The sequence below is a fragment of the Pseudomonas marginalis genome, assembly GCF_008692035.1.
Taxonomy (GTDB): Bacteria; Pseudomonadota; Gammaproteobacteria; order Pseudomonadales; family Pseudomonadaceae; genus Aquipseudomonas; species Aquipseudomonas marginalis.
This window is the reverse complement of sequence record NZ_VTFG01000001.1, coordinates 1,815,329-1,832,818: the sequence shown is the minus strand read 5'-3', so window position 1 is coordinate 1,832,818 and position 17,490 is coordinate 1,815,329. Positions and strand designations below refer to the sequence as shown.

Genomic DNA, 17,490 nt, shown 5'->3' with positions numbered 1-17,490 from the left:
ATGGGCAGTGAATCCTATTGGCTCGACACCGCACCGGCGTTTACCGGTGCCCGGCAGGGTGATTTGCCCAGCCAGGTCGATGTGGCTGTGGTCGGCGGTGGGTTCACCGGCTTGGCGGCGGCGCGGGCGCTGGCGCTCAAGGGCGCCAGTGTGGTGGTGCTCGACGCCGGGCGGGTGATCGGCGAGGCCTCGGGGCGCAACGGTGGGCAGTGCAACACCGGGGTGGCCCAGGATTACGCTGGGTTGCACGCCAGCCTCGGCGCCGCCAAGGCACGCGCCTATTACCAGGCCTATGAAAGTGCCGTGCAGACGGTGGTGTCGCTGGTCGAGCAGGAAGGCATTACCTGCGACCTGGTGCGCAACGGCAAGCTCAAGCTGGCGGCCAAGCCGATGCACTACGAAGGCCTGGCGCGTACCTGCGAGCTGATCCGCCAGGAGGTGGATGCCGAGGTCGAGCTGCTCAGTGCCGAACAGACCCGTGCTGAGGTCAATTCGGCGCAGTTTCATGGCGGCCTGCTGCAGCGCAACGGCGTGCAGATGCACGTCGGCCGCTTCGGCGTCGGCCTGGCCGAAGCGGCGGCGCGGCGTGGTGCGATGATTTACGAGCACACCCAGGTCAAGGATTGGCAGGCCCAGGCCGGCGGCTACCAGGTCAACACCGCCAAGGGTTCACTGCACGCCGGGCAAGTCCTGCTGGCCACCGGTGCCTGCCAGCATGGCGACCTCGGCTGGTACCGCCGGCGCATTGTGCCGGTGGGCAGTTTTGTCATCGCCACCGAAGTCTTGCCCCAGGCGCTGATCGACCAGTTGCTGCCCCGGCACCGGGCCTATGTGACCAGCCGCATGATCGGCAACTACTTTCGCCTGACCCCGGACAACCGCCTGCTGTTTGGCGGACGTGCGCGGTTTGCCATGTCCGACAGCGTCTCCGACGCCAAGAGCGGCAAGGTCCTGCAAGCGGCGATGCTGAACATGTTCCCGCAGTTGGCGCACGTGAAGATCGACTACTGCTGGGGTGGCCTGGTGGACATGACGTCCGACCGCCTGCCCCGCGCCGGCCAGCATGGCGGCGTGTTCCACTCCATGGGCTACAGCGGCCATGGCGTGCAGATGTCGGTGCACATGGGCCAGGTAATGGCCGAGGTCATGGCCGGCAATACCGCGGCCAACCCCTGGCGCGAACTGGAATGGCCGGCGATTCCCGGGCATTTCGGCAAGCCGTGGTTCCTGCCGTTCGTGGGGGCTTACTACCGCTTCCAGGACTATTTGCACTGAGTTGCCGTTGTTGCGTCACCGTCGTTTGTGTTTCCAGGACGCTCCGGACATCCGTGAGCACTCGATTCTTCCGATTATCGACAGGTAGCCTTGCTATGACTGACAACAAAAACACCCCCGAACTCATCTCCGGCCAGGACAGCCTGCGGGTGTTCGAACGTCTCAACCGTGGCATGTCGCGCCGCAACGCCCTGCAAATGCTCGGTGTGGCCGGTGTCGCCGCCGCCGGTGCCGGCAGCCTGTTCGGCGCCGCCGGCAAGCTGTTCGCCGACGAGGCCGCCGTGGCCGGCAAAGGCAAGCCAGGCGGCAAGATCCGCGTGGCCGGCATGTCCAGCTCCACCGCTGACACCCTCGACCCGGCCAAGGGCGCGCTGTCCACCGACTATGTGCGCCACTACATGTTCTACAACGGCCTGACCCGCTTCGATAAGCACCTGGTGCCGCAACTGGAACTGGCCGAGCGCATCGACAACACCGACGCCACCGTCTGGACCATTACCCTGCGCAAGGACGTGACCTTCCACAACGGCAAGGCCCTGACCGCCGCCGACGTGGTGTTCTCCCTCAACCGCCACAAAGACCCGCTGACCGGTTCCAAGGTCATGCCGCTGATGGAGCAGTTTGCCGAGATCAAGGCCAACGGGCCGAACGAAGTGCAGATCCGCCTCAGCGCGGCCAACGCCGAATTGCCGTCGATCCTCGCGGTGTCACACCTGTTGATCGTCCCCGAGGGCACCAGCGACTTCAGTAAAGGCATCGGCACCGGACCGTTCACCGTGGGCGAGTTCAAGCCAGGCGTGCGTTCGATTGCGGTGCGCAACAAGAACTACTGGAAACCGGGCCTGCCGTACCTCGACGAGATCGAGTTCATCGCGATTGCCGACGAGCCATCGCGGGTCAATGCACTGCTGTCGGGCGATGTGCACATGATCAACGAGGTCAACCCGCGCTCCACCACGCGCATCAAGGCCAGCGCCAAGCATCGCGTGGTCGACGCGCCGTCGGGCAACTACACTGACCTGATCATTCGCCAGGACCAACTGCCCGGCAAAAGCCCGGAATTCACCCAGGCCATGAAGCTGCTGCTCGACCGTGAACAGGTCAAGTCCGCCGTATTCCGTGGCTTTGCGGTGGTGGGCAACGACCACCCGATTGCGCCGGGTTCGCGCTACTTCAACACCGACTTGCCGCAGACGGTCTACGACCCGGAAAAAGCCAGGTTCCTGCTGAAGAAAGCCGGCATGGAAAGCATCACCATGCCCGTGATGGCCTCGCCTGCCGCCACCGGCTCGGTGGATATCGCCGTGCTGTTGCAGCAATCGGCCAAACAGGCCGGGCTCAAGCTCGACGTGAACCGCCTGCCGAGCGACGGCTACTGGTCCAACCACTGGATGAAGCATCCGCTGAGCTTCGGCAACATCAACCCCCGGCCAAATGCCGACGTGATGTTCTCGCAGTTCTTCCAGTCCAAGGCGCCGTGGAACGAGTCCGGCTGGCAGAACGATCAGTTCGACCAGTTGCTGATGCTGGCCCGTGGCGAAACCGACGACGCCAAGCGCGCCAAGATGTATGGCGACATGCAGGTCCTGGTGCACGACCACTGCGGCATCGGCGTGCCGGTGTTCATCAGCAATATCGACGGCGTCGACCAGCGCATCAAAGGCTACGACAGCAACCCACTGGGCGGTTTCATGGGCTACATGTTTGCCGAGCAGGTGTGGTTGGACGCTTGAGGAGGGTGGTGGGATGAATAGCAATACACTGTGGTTGATCGGCCGGCGCTTCGGCGCCGGGGCCTTGACCTTGTTGATCGTGTCCATGGTCGTGTTCGCGATCACGGCGGTACTGCCGGGGGACGCGGCGCAACAATCCCTGGGCCAGTTCGCGACCCCTGAACAGGTGGCGGCCCTGCGCCTGAAACTGGGGTTGGACCAGCCCGGTGTGTTGCGGTACCTGCACTGGTTGATGAGCCTGCTCACTGGCGACATGGGCGTGTCGGTCTCCAACGCCATGCCGGTCGGTGAGCTGATGGCGGGCCGGGTGCCCAACACCCTGATGCTGGCGGGCGCCACGGCGCTGGTCTCGGTGCCGGTGGCACTGGTGCTCGGCATCGGCTCGGCGATGGGCCGGGGCGGGCGCATCGACAGTTGCCTGAGCTTTATCACCCTGGCGATGGTCGCGGTGCCGGAATTCCTGGTGGCGACCCTGGCGGTGCTGATCTTTGCGGTCAACCTCGGTTGGTTGTCGGCACTCTCCTATGCCAGCGACATCAGTTCACCGCTGCAATTCATGCGCACCTATGCCTTGCCGGTGATGACGCTGTGCTGCGTGATCGTCGCGCAAATGGCGCGCATGACCCGCGCCGCCGTGATCGACCAGCTCGACAGCCCCTACGTGGAAATGGCGCGCCTCAAGGGCGTCAGCCCGATCCGCATCGTGCTGCGCCATGCCTTGCCCAATGCCATCGGGCCGATTGCCAACGCCATCGCCCTGAGCCTGTCGTACCTGTTGGGCGGGGTGGTGATCGTCGAAACCATTTTCAACTACCCCGGCATTGCCAGCTTGATGGTCGATGCCGTGACCAACCGCGACATGGCGCTGGTGCAGGCGTGCACCATGTTGTTCTGCGCGGCGTACCTGGGCCTGGTGCTGCTCGCCGACCTGTGCGCGATCCTGTCCAATCCGAGGCTGAGAAACCAATGAACAACCTCATTGCGAAATCCAAGCCTGTCTCCTCCGCCCTGGCACTCGCCAAGGTGTCCAGCGGCCCGTCGTGGCTGGGGCTGCTGGGCGGCGTGGTGTGTGTCGCCTGGCTGCTGGTGGCGCTGCTCGGTCCGTGGCTGGCGCCCCATCCGGTGGGGGAGGTGGTGTCCGATAACATCTTCGAAGGCTTCAGCCTCGCGCATCCATTCGGCACCGATTACCTTGGCCGCGACATGCTCAGCCGGGTGCTGGTGGGCGCGCGCTTTACCGTCGGGCTGGCGCTGGTGGCGGCGTTACTGGCCAGCACCTTCGGCACCGGCTGTGCGCTGTTGTCGGTGGTCTCGCCCAAGTGGCTGGACGAGATCATCAGCCGCATCATGGACGCCTTTATTTCGATCCCGAGCAAAATGCTCGCGTTGATCATGGTCTCGGCGTTTGGCTCATCGGTGACGCTGCTGATCTGTACGGCCGTGATCAGCTATATCCCCGGCTCCTTCCGCGTCGCCCGCAGCATGGCGGTCAACATCGAAGCCCTGGAGTACGTGCAGGTCGCGCGTACCCGTGGCGAGCGTCGGCTGTACGTGGCGTGTGTGGAGATCCTGCCGAACATGCTCAACCCGGTCCTGACCGACCTGGGCCTGCGTTTCGGCTACATCGTGCTGTTGCTCAGCGGCATGAGTTTTCTTGGCCTGGGCGTGCAACCGCCGGATGCCGACCTCGGCTCGCTGGTGCGGGAAAACATCGGCGGCCTCAACCAGGGCGCGCTGGCCATCATCCTTCCGGCGCTGGCCATCGGCACGCTGACCATCGGCGTGAATCTACTGATCGACTATCTGTCCTCGCGACGCAGTCGACGCACGGGAGGCCATTGAAATGACTGAATTGATTCGCGTCGAAGACCTGCGCGTGGTCGCCTGTGGCGAGCGTGGCGAGGTGGAAATCGTCAAGGGCGTGAGCTTTGCCCTGAAACAAGGTGAAGTGCTGGCGTTGATCGGCGAGTCCGGCTCCGGCAAGACCACCATCGCCCTGGCCTTGCTGGGGTATGCACGGCGCGGGTGTCGCTTGTCCGGCGGCGTGGTGCAGGTCGGCGAGCACGACATGCTCGCCCTGGGCGAACACCAACTGCAGGGCCTGCGCGGCAACCGTGTGTCCTATATCGCGCAAAGTGCCGCCGCCGCGTTCAACCCGGCGAAAAGACTCATCGACCAGGTCATCGAAGGCGCACTGATCCACGGCCTGGGCACGCGCGCCGAGCTGTACGCCAAGGCTATCGGCCTGTTCCGCGACCTGGCGCTGCCAGGCCCGGAACGCATCGGCCAGCGCTACCCGCACCAGGTCTCCGGCGGGCAGCTGCAACGGGTGATGGCGGCGATGGCGTTGATCAGCGATCCGCTGCTGGTGGTGCTCGACGAGCCGACCACCGCCCTGGACGTGACCACCCAGATCGACGTGCTGCGCGCCTTCAAACGCGTGGTGCGCGAGCGCGGTGCCACGGCGGTGTACGTGTCCCACGACCTCGCGGTGGTGGCGCAAATGGCCGACCAGATCGTGGTGCTCAACGGCGGGCAGATCCTCGAACAGAGCGCCACCGCACCGTTGCTTAACGCCCCGACCCACGCCTACACCCGCAGCCTGCTGGCCGCCGCACGGCCCGACACCACTATTCGCCCGCCCTGCGGCGTCGTCGGGGAGGTACCGCTGCTGACCATCACCGGCCTCACCGCCGGCTACGGCAACAAGAACCTGCACGGCATGCCGTCGATTCGGGTATTGGAAGACATCGACCTCACCGTGCGCCGTGGCCAGGCCATCGGCGTGATCGGCGAGTCGGGCTCGGGCAAGTCCACCCTGGCCCGGGTGGTGGCGGGGTTGCTGACCCCGGCCCTCGGCGGCCTGGCCTTCGACGGGCAACCCTTGGGCGGCAGCCTCGCCGAGCGCACCCCGGAACAGTTCCGGCGGATCCAGATGGTGTTCCAGAACGCCGACACCGCGCTCAACCCCATGCACAGTGTGGCGGCCATCATCGGTCGGCCGTTGAAAATGTATTTCGGCCTCAAGGGCGCGGCGCTGCAAACCCGCATCGGCGAACTGCTCGACCTGGTGCGCCTGCCCCGGGACCTCGCCGAACGGCGCCCGAATGAGCTGTCCGGCGGGCAAAAGCAGCGGGTCAACCTGGCCCGCGCGCTGGCGGCCAAGCCCGACCTGATCCTCTGCGATGAAGTGACCTCGGCTCTCGACACCGTGGTGGGTGCGGCGATTCTCGAACTGTTGCGCGACCTGCGCCAGCAACTGGGGGTGTCGTACCTGTTTATCAGCCACGATATTTCCACCGTGCGCGCGCTGTGCGATGACATTGTGGTGATGTACAGCGGCCGCAAGGTCCAGGCCGGCAGTCGCCAGGCGTTTGCCGAGCCGCCGTTCCATCCTTACACCGACCTGTTGATTCACTCGGTGCCCGAGTTGCGCCAGGGCTGGCTGGAAACCTGCGGTACTGCAGGCGACACGCTGCCGGCGCTCGGCGAGCGGGCCAATGGGCCGCAGCTGTGCACCTTCCTCAATCGCTGCCCGGTGCGCGTCGACGGCCTGTGCAACCGCACCGCGCCGCCGCGCCGCCGCCTTGACGACGGTGGTGAAATCCTTTGCCACCACGACAGCGCCCATTTGCTGGATACCCAGCAGGGCGTCAACACCCTCACTGTGGGAGCCTATGCATGAGCGCGCGTTTTGTGAGGCTGGCCGAACAGGGCCGGCCGACGGTCAGCCTGACCGTGGATGGCGCTGCCGTCCAAGCCCTGCAGGGCGACACCCTGATGGTCGCGCTGCTGACCCAGGGCAATGCGCTGCGCCAGTCGGAATTCGACAGCGGCCGCCGCGCCGGTTTCTGCCTGATGGGCGCGTGCCAGGATTGCTGGGTGTGGACCCGCAGCGGTGAACGCCTGCGCGCCTGCTCCAATGAAGTCCGTGACGGGCTGGATATCGTTACCACACAACCGGAGGCGACATGGCCACTGCACGGGTAGTTATTGTGGGCGCCGGACCGGCCGGGGTGCGCTGCGCCGAAACCCTGCTGGCGGCCGGGATCAAACCGATCCTGATCGATGAAAACCGCCGCGACGGTGGCCAGATCTACCGGCGTCAGCCAGAAGGCTTCATCCGCGACTACGCGACCCTGTACGGCAGCGAGGCCGCCAAGGCCCAGGCCCTGCACCAGAGTTTCGACCGCCTGCGCGACGCCATCGACTACCGCCCCGACACCCTGGTGTGGAACCTCACGCCGGGGCAACTGTGCTGCGTGAGCCAGGGCCGCCACACCACGGTGGATTACGATGCACTGATCCTCTGCACCGGCGCCACCGACCGCCTGATGCCCATCGAGGGCTGGCAACTGGCGGGCACCTACAGCCTGGGCGGGGCGCAGATCGCGTTGAAAAACCAGGCCGTGTCCATCGGCCATCGCGTGGTGTTCATGGGCAGCGGGCCGTTGCTGTACCTGGTCGCCAGCCAGTACGTGAAGGCCGGCGCCGACGTGGCGGCGGTGCTCGACACCTCAGCCTTGAGCCTGCGTCTGAAAGCCTTGCCCAAACTGCTGGCGCGGCCTGGCGTGCTGTTCACGGGGATCAAGCTATTGGCGCAACTGTACCGCGCCAAGGTGGCGGTGCACCTCGGGGTCAAGCCGCTGCAAGTGATGGGTGACGCGGCCAACGGCGTGAGCGGTGTGCGCTTTACCACCGGCAACGGGCAGGCCGTCACGGTGCAGGCCGATGCCGTTGCGCTGGGTTACCACCTGCGCCCGGAAACCCAGCTGGGTGACCTGGCCGGCTGTCGCATGGCGTTCGATGAGGCATCGAGCCAATGGTGGCTGGCCACGGATGACGCCGGACGCACCTCGGTCAAGGGCGTGTACACGGCCGGTGACGGCGCGAAAATTCGCGGCGCCGATGCCGCCGAGCATGCCGGGCGCCTGGTGGCGCTGGCGCTGCTGGAAGACCTGCAACAACCGGTCGACACCGGCCTGCGGGATGAGCAACAGCAGGCCCTGGCGGTGATGGATCAATTCCGCCTGGGCCTGGCCCAGGCGTTCCCGTGGCCGAGCGAACAGGCCAAGGCGTTGCCGGACAGCGCCATTGTGTGCCGCTGCGAGATGATCAGCGCCGGCGAGTTGCGCCGCACGGTGAAGGAGAAGGGCGCCTGCGAAGTCAATCGCGCCAAGGCGTTCAGCCGCGTGGGCATGGGCCGTTGCCAGGGGCGTTATTGCTCCCAGGCCGGGGCCGAAGTGATCGCCGCCGCTGCCGGCGTGCCGGTGCAGGCGGTCGGACGCCAGCGCGGCCAGGCGCCGGTCAAACCGTTGTCGATGCTGATCACCGAGGAGGTCTCGTCATGAGCGTGCAAAAAACCGATGTGGTGATTGTCGGCGGGGGGCTGATGGGCTCGGCGACCGCGTTTTTTCTGCGCCGTCGCGGGCAGTCGGTGATCCTGCTGGAGCGCGACCAGATCGGCCAGTACGCCAGTGGCGTCAACTTCGGCAATGTACGCCGGCAAGGGCGTTTCCTCGGCCAGTTGGCCTTGGCTAATCGCTCCTGGGCGCTGTGGAAACGCCTGCCGGAACTGATCGACGACGACCTGGAATTCATCCCCAGCGGGCATATGCGCGTGTGTTACCGCGAGGATGAAATTGCCGAGCTGGAGGCCTACGCCGCCGCACCGGAAGCGCAACAACTGGACCTGAAGATTTATCGTGGCGCCGAACTGCATCAACGCTTCGGCTTCCTCGGCCCGGACGTCAAGGGTGGCTCCTACGCGCCCCACGATGGCCATGCCAACCCGCGCCTGGCCGCGCCGGCGTTTGCCCGCGCCGCCCGGCGCCTGGGTGCGCAGATCGAAGAGCGCACCGAAGTGGCCGAGGTGCAGAAAGTCGGCGCCGACTTCCAGGTCACCACCACCGACGGCCGCCAGTTCCACGCCGCGCAACTGTTGATCACCGCCGGCGCCTGGGGCCAGAAGCTCTCGGCGCAGTTCGGCGAACCGGTGCCGCTGGACACCCACGGCCCGCAAATGGCCGTGACCGAGCCGGTGCCTTATGCCTTGCCCACGGTGATCGGCGTGTACACCAAGGTGCCCGAAGAGGTGATCTACTTCCGCCAGATTCCCCGGGGCAATATCGTCATCGGCGGCGGCTACCGCAGCAAGCCGGATATGCTCAACCGCCGCGCCTACGTGGAACCGCGCAGCATCCTCAACCAGGTCAGCCAGATGCGCCGCCTGCTGCCGGGCGTCGGCAACCTGAACATCATCCGCGTGTGGAGCGGCATCGAAGGCTACCTGCCGGACTCGCTGCCGGTGATGGGCCCCAGCGGTACTGTCGACGGGCTGTTCTATGCCTTCGGGTTCTGCGGCCACGGTTTCCAGCTGGGCCCGGGCGTCGGCGATGTGATGGCCGAGCTGCTCGCCACCGGCAGCACCAGCACCCCGATCGAGCCATTCTCCATCACCCGGTTCGCCCCACCTGCCGAGCAACGGAGCCAGGCCTCATGAAACCCCGCGTATTGGCGATTCTGAAACAGCTGATGGCCTTCGACACCGTGTCATCGGCCTCGAACATGGCCTTGATTGAATATGTGCGCGACCTGCTGCTGAGCAAGGGCATCGACTCGCTGATCGTCAAGGACCCCAGCGGCAAGAAAGCCAACCTGTTCGCCAGCACCGGGCCCAAGGAACAGCCCGGCGTGCTGCTGTCCGGGCACACCGACGTGGTGCCGGCGGCGGGGCAGGCCTGGACATTTCCCGCCTTCGCCGCCACCGTGCAGGACGGGCGCATTTATGGGCGCGGCAGTTGCGACATGAAGGGCTTTATCGCCCTGGCCATCGACTCCATGCTGGATGCCGCCGACCACACGTTGAACCGCCCATTGCAACTGGCCCTGTCCCATGACGAAGAAATCGGCTGCGTCGGCGTACGGCGCTTGCTCGACGTGCTGCACCTGGCGCCGATGCGGCCGTTTCTGTGTGTGATCGGCGAGCCGACCAACATGCAGTTTGTCCTCGGCCACAAGGGCAAGGGCTCCTACCGCACGTACTGCCGAGGCCAGGAGGCGCATTCATCCCTGGCGCCGCGCTCGGTCAACGCCATCCACGTGGCCTGCGACTTTATCGCCGCCCTGCGTGACAGCCAGCAGCAGTTGCAACGCCACGGCGCCCAGGACAACGACTATGACGTGCCCTACAGCACCGTGCATGTCGGCCAGATTATCGGCGGCAAGGCGCTGAATATCGTGCCCAACCTGTGCACCCTGGACTTCGAAGTGCGCAACCTGCCGGCGGACGACCTGGACGCGTTCCTGGAGCAGATGCGCGAGCGCGCCGAGGTGATCGTGCGTGAGGCGCAGAAGCTGTCCAGCGTGGCGGCCATCGAGATCGAAACGATCAACGTCTATCCTGGCCTCGACACCCATCCCAGTGTCGAGGCGGTGCGCTTTCTCAAGCAATTCGCCGCGCCGGGCACCGGCACCTCCAAGGTTTCGTTCGGCACCGAAGGCGGCCTGTTCAAGCAGCGCCTGGACGTACCGGTGGTGGTGTGCGGGCCGGGTTCCATCGAGCAGGCGCACAAGCCCGACGAGTTTATCGAGATCAGCCAGATGGACGCCGGCGAGCGCTTTTTGCAAGGCTTGCTCGGTTCGCTGACGGCCTAGCAGAGCCTGCCGTCCTGGGCGCAATTTCAGCACGGCACGCTGCTTTAACCGCGCTTTCGGCATCCTCGTTTGCGGCGCCTCCCTAGACTGGAGCGTGTCTCGGATCAGGACTCGACCATGCTCAAGAATCGCTTGCAAGACCCCAGCCTGCTGGCTGAACTCGCCTACGTAGATGGCCAGTGGATCGCTGCCGACAGCGGCGCCACCCTGGCCATCCGCGACCCGGCCACCGGCCACGTGATTGCCCAGGTGCCGGCCATGGACGCGGTGGACACCCGCCGCGCCATCGAAGCCGCCGAGCGTGCCTGGCCTGCCTGGCGCGCACGCCCGGCTGCCGAACGCGCGGCGCTGCTGGAGCGCTGGTACCAGGCGATGATCGACAACCTCGATGACCTGGCGCTGATCATGACCTGCGAGCAGGGCAAACCCCTGAACGAAGCCCGTGGCGAAGTGCGCTACGGTGCCGGTTTCGTCAAATGGTTCGCCGAGGAAGCGCGCCGGGTCTACGGCGAAACCATGCCCGCGCCCAGTGGTGATCGGCGTTTGCTGACCCTCAAGCAACCGGTGGGCGTATGCGCCGCCATCACCCCGTGGAATTTCCCCAACGCGATGATCACGCGCAAATGCGCGCCGGCCCTGGCCGCCGGTTGCCCGATCATCGTCAAACCCTCGGACCTCACGCCGCTGTCGGCCCTGGCCCTGGCGGTGCTGGCCGAGCGCGTCGGTATTCCGGTCGGGGTGTTCAATGTGATCACCGGCTTGCCCGCCGGCATTGGCGAAGAGCTGACCGGCAACCCGGCGGTGCGCAAGATTTCCTTTACCGGCTCCACCGCCGTCGGCCGCCTGTTGATGCGCCAGAGCGCCGAGCACATCAAGCGCTTGAGCCTGGAACTGGGCGGCAATGCACCGTTTATCGTGTTCGACGACGCCGACCTCGAACAGGCGGTGGCCGGGGTGATGCTCAGCAAGTTCCGCAACGCCGGGCAAACCTGCGTGTGCGCCAACCGCATCCTGGTGCAGGACGGTATCTACGCGCGTTTCGCGGCGCGGCTGGTGGAAGAGGTGGGCAAGCTCAAGGTCGGCAACGGCCTGGACGACGGCGTGACTATCGGCCCGCTGATCAACCCCGCAGCGGTGAACAAAGTCGCGCGGCATATCGACGACGCCCTGAGCCAGGGCGCCCGGCTGCTGTGCGGCGCCGTCCCCAGCGGCGACAGCCAGTTCGTGCAGCCCACGGTACTCGGCGATACCCACGCCGGGATGTTGCTGGCCAATGAAGAAACCTTCGGCCCGGTGGCACCGCTGATGCGCTTTACCGACGAAGCCCAGGCCCTCGCCCTGGCCAACGCCACCCCGTATGGCCTGGGCGCCTACTATTTCACCCAGGACCTGCAGCGTTCGTGGCGTTTTGGTGAGGCCCTGGAGTTCGGCATGGTCGGCCTCAACACCGGGATCATCTCGATGGAGGTCGCGCCGTTCGGCGGCATCAAGCAATCGGGCCTGGGGCGCGAGGGCAGCAAGTACGGCCTGGACGAATACCTTGAAGTCAAAGCCTTCCATATCGGCGGCTTGAACTGAATTTTTGCGAGGCATGCACCATGAGCAAGGCATTCAGAATCGCCGCGATTGCCGGCGATGGCATCGGCAAGGAAGTCCTGCCCGAAGGGCTGCGGGTACTGGAGCAGGCCGCCAGGATCTGGCACCTGGACCTGAGCATCGAAGTGCTCGACTGGGCCCACTGCGATTACTACCTGGAACACGGGCAGATGATGCCCGAGGACTGGTTCGAGCAGCTCAAGGGCTTTGACGCGATCTACTTCGGCGCCGTGGGCTGGCCCGACAAAGTCCCGGACCACATCTCGCTGTGGGGCTCGCTGCTCAAGTTCCGCCGCGACTTCGACCAGTACGTGAACATCCGCCCGGTGCGCCTGTTCCCCGGCGTGCCATGCCCCTTGGCCGGGCGCGCGCCGGGGGACATCGACTTTGTGGTGATCCGCGAAAACACCGAGGGCGAATACTCCTCGGTGGGCGGCAAGATGTTCGAAGGCACCGAGCATGAATTCGTGCTGCAGGAGTCGGTGTTCACTCGACGCGGGGTTGACCGCATCCTCAAGTTCGCCTTCGACCTGGCCCAGACCCGTCCACGCAAGAAGCTGACGGCGGCGACCAAGTCCAATGGGATTTCCATCAGCATGCCTTACTGGGATGAGCGCACGGCGTTGATGGCGGCGAACTATCCCGAGGTGACGTGGGACAAGCAGCACATCGATATTTTGTGTGCGCGGTTTGTGTTGCAGCCGGACCGGTTTGATGTGGTGGTGGCCTCGAATCTGTTTGGCGATATCCTGTCGGACCTGGGGCCGGCGTGTGCGGGGACCATCGGGATCGCGCCGTCGGCGAACCTGGATCCGGAGCGGCGGTTTCCGTCATTGTTCGAGCCGGTGCATGGGTCGGCGCCGGATATTTACGGGCAGAACATAGCCAATCCGATTGCGATGATCTGGTCGGGGGCGTTGATGTTGGACTTCTTGGGCAATGGGGATGGGCGGTATCGGGCGGCCCATGATGGGATATTGCGGGCGATTGAGGCGGTGATTGCAGAAGGGGGGGTCACGCCGGATCTGGGGGGCCGGGGATCGACTCAGGATGTGGGATTGGCAATTGCGACGCGGTTGACTGAGACGAATTGATCAAAGCGCGGCGGCCTTATAGCCGATCGGCGTTGTGCCTGATGTACTGGGTAAAAAATGTGGGAGGGGGCAAGCCCCCTTCCACCGTTTGATCTGCATACATCAGGTAAACCTTGGCCTGCTCTTGCGGCTTGGAACCCACGGCCTTGGAACCGACTGCCTTGGAACCGAATAGGTACTCAATACCCCCGCAACCGATCCACCTCACCCACCATCTCCTCCCCCCGCTCAAACCGCCGAATATTCTCCAGCAACACCGCAAACGCACTCTCCGGTTGGGTCATGGCCGCAATATGTGGCGTCAACAACACCTGCGGATGCCCCCAGAACGGATGCTCCGGCGCCGCCGGCTCTTCCCGCAGCACATCCAGCACCGCCCCACTCAACTGCCCACTCTCCAACGCCTCGAGCAAATCCTCTTCCACCAGGTGCCCCCCACGGCCCATATTCACCAACCCCGCCCCCCGTGGCAGTTGCGCAAACAAGCGCCGGTCCAGGATCCCCTGGGTCTGCTCCGTCAACGGCAACACGCACAGCAAAATATCGCACTGGCTGAGAAACGCCGGCAGTTGCGCTTCCCCCGCATAACACTCCACCCCCGACACCTGGTGCGCACTGCGCGCCCAGCCGGACAGGGCAAAGCCCAGGGGGGCCAAGGTCGCCAGGATCTGCTGGGCCTGGGCACCCAACCCCATCACCCCCACGCGTCGGTTCGCAGCCGGCTGCAACAGGTGCGCCTGCCAGCAGCGCGCAACCTGCTGCTGACGGTAACGCAGCATGTCGCGGTGCAGGCTGAGCACCGCCCAACTGGCGTATTCGCACATGCCGCGGGTGATGCCCGGATCCAGCAGGCGCACCACCGGCAGGCCCGCAGGCAAACGGTCCAGGTCCAGTTGATCGACACCGGCCGACAACGCAAACAACACCTTCAGGTTGGGCAGCATGCGCGCCAGATCGTCCGGCGCCTGCCAGGCGGCCAGGTAGTCGACCTCGGAGGGGGTGCCGATGTCGGGCCAGGCGCGCCATTCGATGTCCGGCGCGTGTTGGGCAAAGAGTGCCTGCCAGTGTTGGCCGCGCACCGGGTCAGCTTTGTAGAGCAAGGCCATGGGCATTTCCTGCTGGATAAAGGTAGCGATCATCATCCCCCAAGCCCGGCGCAGGATCTGTTGAAACGCGGGGCGAAAACAGTTGATCCGAATTTCTCACGGGGCAAGTTCGGCGTAGTTGGTTGCCCGCAGGCCGTACTCTGGACTGCATCGCAACCACCTTCCGGTTGCCGGACTCACGATGGGAAATGCCATGAATAGCAAAGTCGACGAAACCCCTCATTTGCTCCGTCAGCGCGAGCAGTTCGTGCCCCGTGGCCTGGTGACCGCGCACCCGCTGGTGATCGACCGCGCCCAGGGCGCCGAATTGTGGGACGTGGATGGCAAGCGCTACCTGGACTTCGTCGGCGGTATCGGCGTGCTCAACATCGGCCATAACCACCCCAAGGTGGTCGCCGCCGTGCAGGCCCAGTTGCAGAAGGTTTCCCATGCCTGCTTCCAGGTGGTGGCCTACCAGCCTTACCTCGACCTGGCCCAGCGCCTGTGTGAAATGATCGGCGGCCAGGCAGCCTATAAAGCGGCGTTTTTCACCTCCGGCGCCGAGGCGGTGGAAAATGCGGTGAAGATCGCCCGCGCCCATACCAATCGCTCGGCGGTCATCGCCTTCCGTGGCGGTTTCCACGGGCGCACATTGCTGGGCACCACGCTCACCGGCATGAGCCAGCCCTACAAGCAGAACTTCGGGCCGTTTGCGCCGGAGGTGTTCCATACCCCGTACCCGAACGCTTATCGCGGCGTGACCAGCGACATCGCGCTCAAGGCCCTGGATGAGTTGCTGGCGACCCAGGTAGCGCCGGAGCGGGTGGCTGCGATCATCATCGAACCGGTGCAGGGCGACGGCGGTTTCCTCACCGCACCCCCTGAGTTTCTCCAGGCGCTGCGAGCGTTGGCCGACAAGCATGGCATCGTGTTGATCCTCGACGAGATCCAGACCGGCTTCGGTCGCACCGGCACCTGGTTCGGTTTCCAGCACGCGGGTATCCAGCCCGACCTGGTCACCGTGGCCAAGAGCCTGGCCGGCGGCTTGCCGTTGTCCGGCGTGGTCGGCAAGGCGCAGATCATGGATGCACCGCTGCCCGGCGGGCTGGGCGGCACCTACGGTGGTAATGCGCTGGCCTGTGCGGCGGCGCTGGCGGTGATCGATGCGTTCGAGCAGGAGCAGTTGCTGGCGCGCAGCCAAGTATTGGGCGAGCGCCTGCGCCAGGGGTTGCTCGATTTGCAGGCACGCTGCTCGCGCATCGGCGATGTGCGCGGCACCGGCTTTATGTTGGCGATGGAGTTGATCAAGGATGACCCGGCCCGCACCCCGGATGCCGACCTCAATCAACGCCTGATCGATGCAGCCCGGGCCGGTGGTTTGCTGGTGATCAAGTGCGGGGTACATCGCAATGTGCTGCGCTTCCTCGCGCCGTTGGTGACCAGCGAAGCCCAGGTCGACGAAGCGCTGGAAATCCTCGACGGCGCCTTGGCACGGGTCTTGAACTGAGGCTGTGCCCGCTACGGGCCAACTGCGGCATTGGAGGCTTGACCCCACATGGGACTGACAGATTATCGAGCGTTGCTGATCGATTGCGATGAAGTGCTGGTGGATCGCGATTCAGGGGTGTGGGCGGCGTTGCAGCCGCTGCTCGACAGCCGTGGCGGGCAGCCGGCCAAGGATCAGGTGCTGGCCGAATTCAACACGCAGGTTGCCAGGCTCTACCCGCGTTTCGCCGAGCTGGGCTTCAGTGGCGTGTTGTGTTTTGCCCATCGCCAACTGGCCGAAAGTTGGGGGCTGCACGCCAGTTGGGAGGAGGGCATGAGCTTTGCTCGTTCGGCGGGCAATTGGTCGTTGTTCGAGGATGCGCCGGGGGCGATGCTGTACCTGCGCAAGTTCTACCGCTTGCTGGTGCGTGGCGACCGTGATGCCGAGGACCGCGGGGTGTTGTGCGAGCGATTGGGGATTGCACCGGAAGATTTCATTTCCCTCGCCGAAGACCCGCAATGGCTCACGGACCGAGGCGCGCAGCTGCAACCGGTGCTGCATGTGACGCGATCGTCGGTCGGCACACACGGGGCGCTGGACCGCTGTTTGATCGGCCGCCACCGGGCGCGGCAGCCTTCGCCTTGTGCGGCGGAGTACTGCATCAACAGCATGGCGGATCTGGTGGCGCAGCATCAGCTGTCTTTACGGCGCTGATTTTGCTAGAAGATTGTCTTACAAACGGCAGTCAAGAGGTACGTGATGGAAGGGCAAGTCAAGCTGGACCGGATCGACATCAGTATTCTGGTTGAACTGCAAAAAGACGGGCGGATGACCAATGTCAGCCTCGCCGATGCCGTGGGCCTGTCCGCCAGCCCCTGCCTGCAACGGGTCAAGCGGCTGGAATCGGCCGGGTATATTTCCAGCTACAAGGCGCACTTGAACCTGGCCAAGATCACCGACTCGGTGACGGTGTTTACCGAGATCACCCTCAGCGACCATAAACGTGAAGACTTCGCCAAGTTCGAATCGAATATCCGCCTGGTGGACGAGGTACTCGAGTGCCACCTGATCAGCGGTGGCTACGACTATCTGGTGCGTTTCATGACCCGCAGCATCCAGCACTACCAGGAAGTGGTCGAGAGCCTGTTGGATAAGAACATTGGCATCTCCAAGTACTTCAGCTACATCGTGATCAAGTCGCCGGTGCTCAAGGATGGCGTGCCGTTGCGCAAGTTGCTGCGGCACTGAAATCCGCGCGCTTTCCTGTGGGAGGGGGCTTGAACCTGATGGCGGCCTGACAGCCGACCAGGATGTTGGCGTGGAATGAGTACATATCCGTTGCTGCGGTAACGGCCACTTAGGGTTTCGCTCTTACAGCGACTCACTTTTGGAGAGGCCCAAAAGTAAGCAAAAGGCCTTCGCCCTACCACTCGGCACCTCGCCCAGGCTCGGTGTGCCCGTAATCCGACAGTGATTTGGGGGGCCGCCGCCACGCGCCATCCATGGCGCGGGGCGGCTAAACCGGCATCCCTGCCGGTTTACCCCCCAAATCGCTGTCGAATTCC

General features: G+C 64.8%; 15 protein-coding genes. 14 read left to right on the top strand and 1 reads right to left on the bottom strand.

Annotation, left to right across the window (positions count from 1 at the left end):
* The 11 genes from FX984_RS08180 (at nucleotide 1) to FX984_RS08130 (ending at nucleotide 13,354) form a co-directional block, all read left to right on the top strand.
* Nucleotides 1–1,275 (top strand): NAD(P)/FAD-dependent oxidoreductase, encoded by a 1,275-nt coding sequence (locus tag FX984_RS08180; RefSeq protein ID WP_146476519.1) that lies wholly within the window; start codon nucleotides 1–3, stop codon nucleotides 1,273–1,275.
* A 95-nt stretch (nucleotides 1,276–1,370) separates the two neighbouring features.
* Entirely contained in the window at nucleotides 1,371–3,008 is a 1,638-nt protein-coding gene (locus FX984_RS08175; protein ID WP_146476518.1) for an ABC transporter substrate-binding protein, read from the top strand.
* 13 nt (nucleotides 3,009–3,021) lie between these two features.
* Nucleotides 3,022–3,978, top strand: a complete 957-nt coding sequence (locus FX984_RS08170) for an ABC transporter permease (protein ID WP_146476517.1) — start codon at nucleotides 3,022–3,024, stop codon at nucleotides 3,976–3,978.
* Nucleotides 3,975–4,850 (top strand): ABC transporter permease, encoded by an 876-nt coding sequence (locus tag FX984_RS08165; RefSeq protein ID WP_027607459.1) that lies wholly within the window; start codon nucleotides 3,975–3,977, stop codon nucleotides 4,848–4,850. The genes FX984_RS08170 and FX984_RS08165 overlap by 4 nt, the downstream gene beginning before the upstream one ends.
* Before the next feature lies 1 nt (nucleotide 4,851).
* Nucleotides 4,852–6,693, top strand: coding sequence for an ABC transporter ATP-binding protein (locus tag FX984_RS08160; protein WP_027607460.1), 1,842 nt, complete (start codon nucleotides 4,852–4,854; stop codon nucleotides 6,691–6,693).
* Nucleotides 6,690–6,998, top strand: coding sequence for a (2Fe-2S)-binding protein (locus tag FX984_RS08155; RefSeq protein WP_027607461.1), 309 nt, complete (start codon nucleotides 6,690–6,692; stop codon nucleotides 6,996–6,998). Before FX984_RS08160 ends, FX984_RS08155 begins: the two co-directional genes overlap by 4 nt.
* A complete protein-coding gene (locus FX984_RS08150; RefSeq protein ID WP_146476516.1) occupies nucleotides 6,980–8,359 on the top strand; it encodes an FAD/NAD(P)-dependent oxidoreductase in 1,380 nt (459 codons plus the stop codon). The genes FX984_RS08155 and FX984_RS08150 overlap by 19 nt, the downstream gene beginning before the upstream one ends.
* A complete protein-coding gene (locus FX984_RS08145) occupies nucleotides 8,356–9,510 on the top strand; it encodes an NAD(P)/FAD-dependent oxidoreductase (RefSeq protein WP_108574163.1) in 1,155 nt (384 codons plus the stop codon). The genes FX984_RS08150 and FX984_RS08145 overlap by 4 nt, the downstream gene beginning before the upstream one ends.
* Nucleotides 9,507–10,664 carry an acetylornithine deacetylase gene (argE, locus tag FX984_RS08140; RefSeq protein ID WP_098479065.1) on the top strand — a complete coding sequence of 386 codons (1,158 nt, stop codon included), beginning with the start codon at nucleotides 9,507–9,509 and terminating at the stop codon, nucleotides 10,662–10,664. The genes FX984_RS08145 and argE overlap by 4 nt, the downstream gene beginning before the upstream one ends.
* A 117-nt stretch (nucleotides 10,665–10,781) precedes the next feature.
* On the top strand, nucleotides 10,782–12,242 hold the full coding sequence (locus FX984_RS08135; RefSeq protein ID WP_027607465.1) for an NAD-dependent succinate-semialdehyde dehydrogenase: 1,461 nt from the start codon (nucleotides 10,782–10,784) through the stop codon (nucleotides 12,240–12,242).
* Between the two features lie 20 nt (nucleotides 12,243–12,262).
* Nucleotides 12,263–13,354, top strand: coding sequence for a tartrate dehydrogenase (locus FX984_RS08130; protein WP_146476515.1), 1,092 nt, complete (start codon nucleotides 12,263–12,265; stop codon nucleotides 13,352–13,354).
* 179 nt (nucleotides 13,355–13,533) lie between these two features.
* Here the strand turns inward: FX984_RS08130 and FX984_RS08125 are convergent, their stop codons facing one another.
* On the bottom strand, nucleotides 13,534–14,460 hold the full coding sequence (locus FX984_RS08125) for a 2-hydroxyacid dehydrogenase (protein WP_146476759.1): 927 nt from the start codon (nucleotides 14,458–14,460) through the stop codon (nucleotides 13,534–13,536).
* Nucleotides 14,461–14,653: 193 nt separating this feature from the next.
* On the opposite strand from FX984_RS08125, the gene gabT reads away from it, so the two are divergent.
* The 3 genes from gabT to FX984_RS08110 are packed head-to-tail and all read left to right on the top strand — an operon-like array spanning nucleotide 14,654 to nucleotide 17,173.
* The gene (gabT, locus tag FX984_RS08120; protein ID WP_146476514.1) at nucleotides 14,654–15,946 is read left to right on the top strand and encodes a 4-aminobutyrate--2-oxoglutarate transaminase; all 1,293 of its coding nucleotides are present in this window, start codon (nucleotides 14,654–14,656) and stop codon (nucleotides 15,944–15,946) included.
* Nucleotides 15,947–15,994: 48 nt separating this feature from the next.
* Complete coding sequence (locus tag FX984_RS08115; protein WP_027607469.1) at nucleotides 15,995–16,639, top strand: tautomerase family protein; 645 nt, start codon at nucleotides 15,995–15,997, stop codon at nucleotides 16,637–16,639.
* 45 nt (nucleotides 16,640–16,684) lie between these two features.
* Nucleotides 16,685–17,173 carry an Lrp/AsnC family transcriptional regulator gene (locus tag FX984_RS08110; RefSeq protein WP_010449292.1) on the top strand — a complete coding sequence of 163 codons (489 nt, stop codon included), beginning with the start codon at nucleotides 16,685–16,687 and terminating at the stop codon, nucleotides 17,171–17,173.
* The last annotated feature ends 317 nt before the right edge of the window (nucleotides 17,174–17,490 follow it).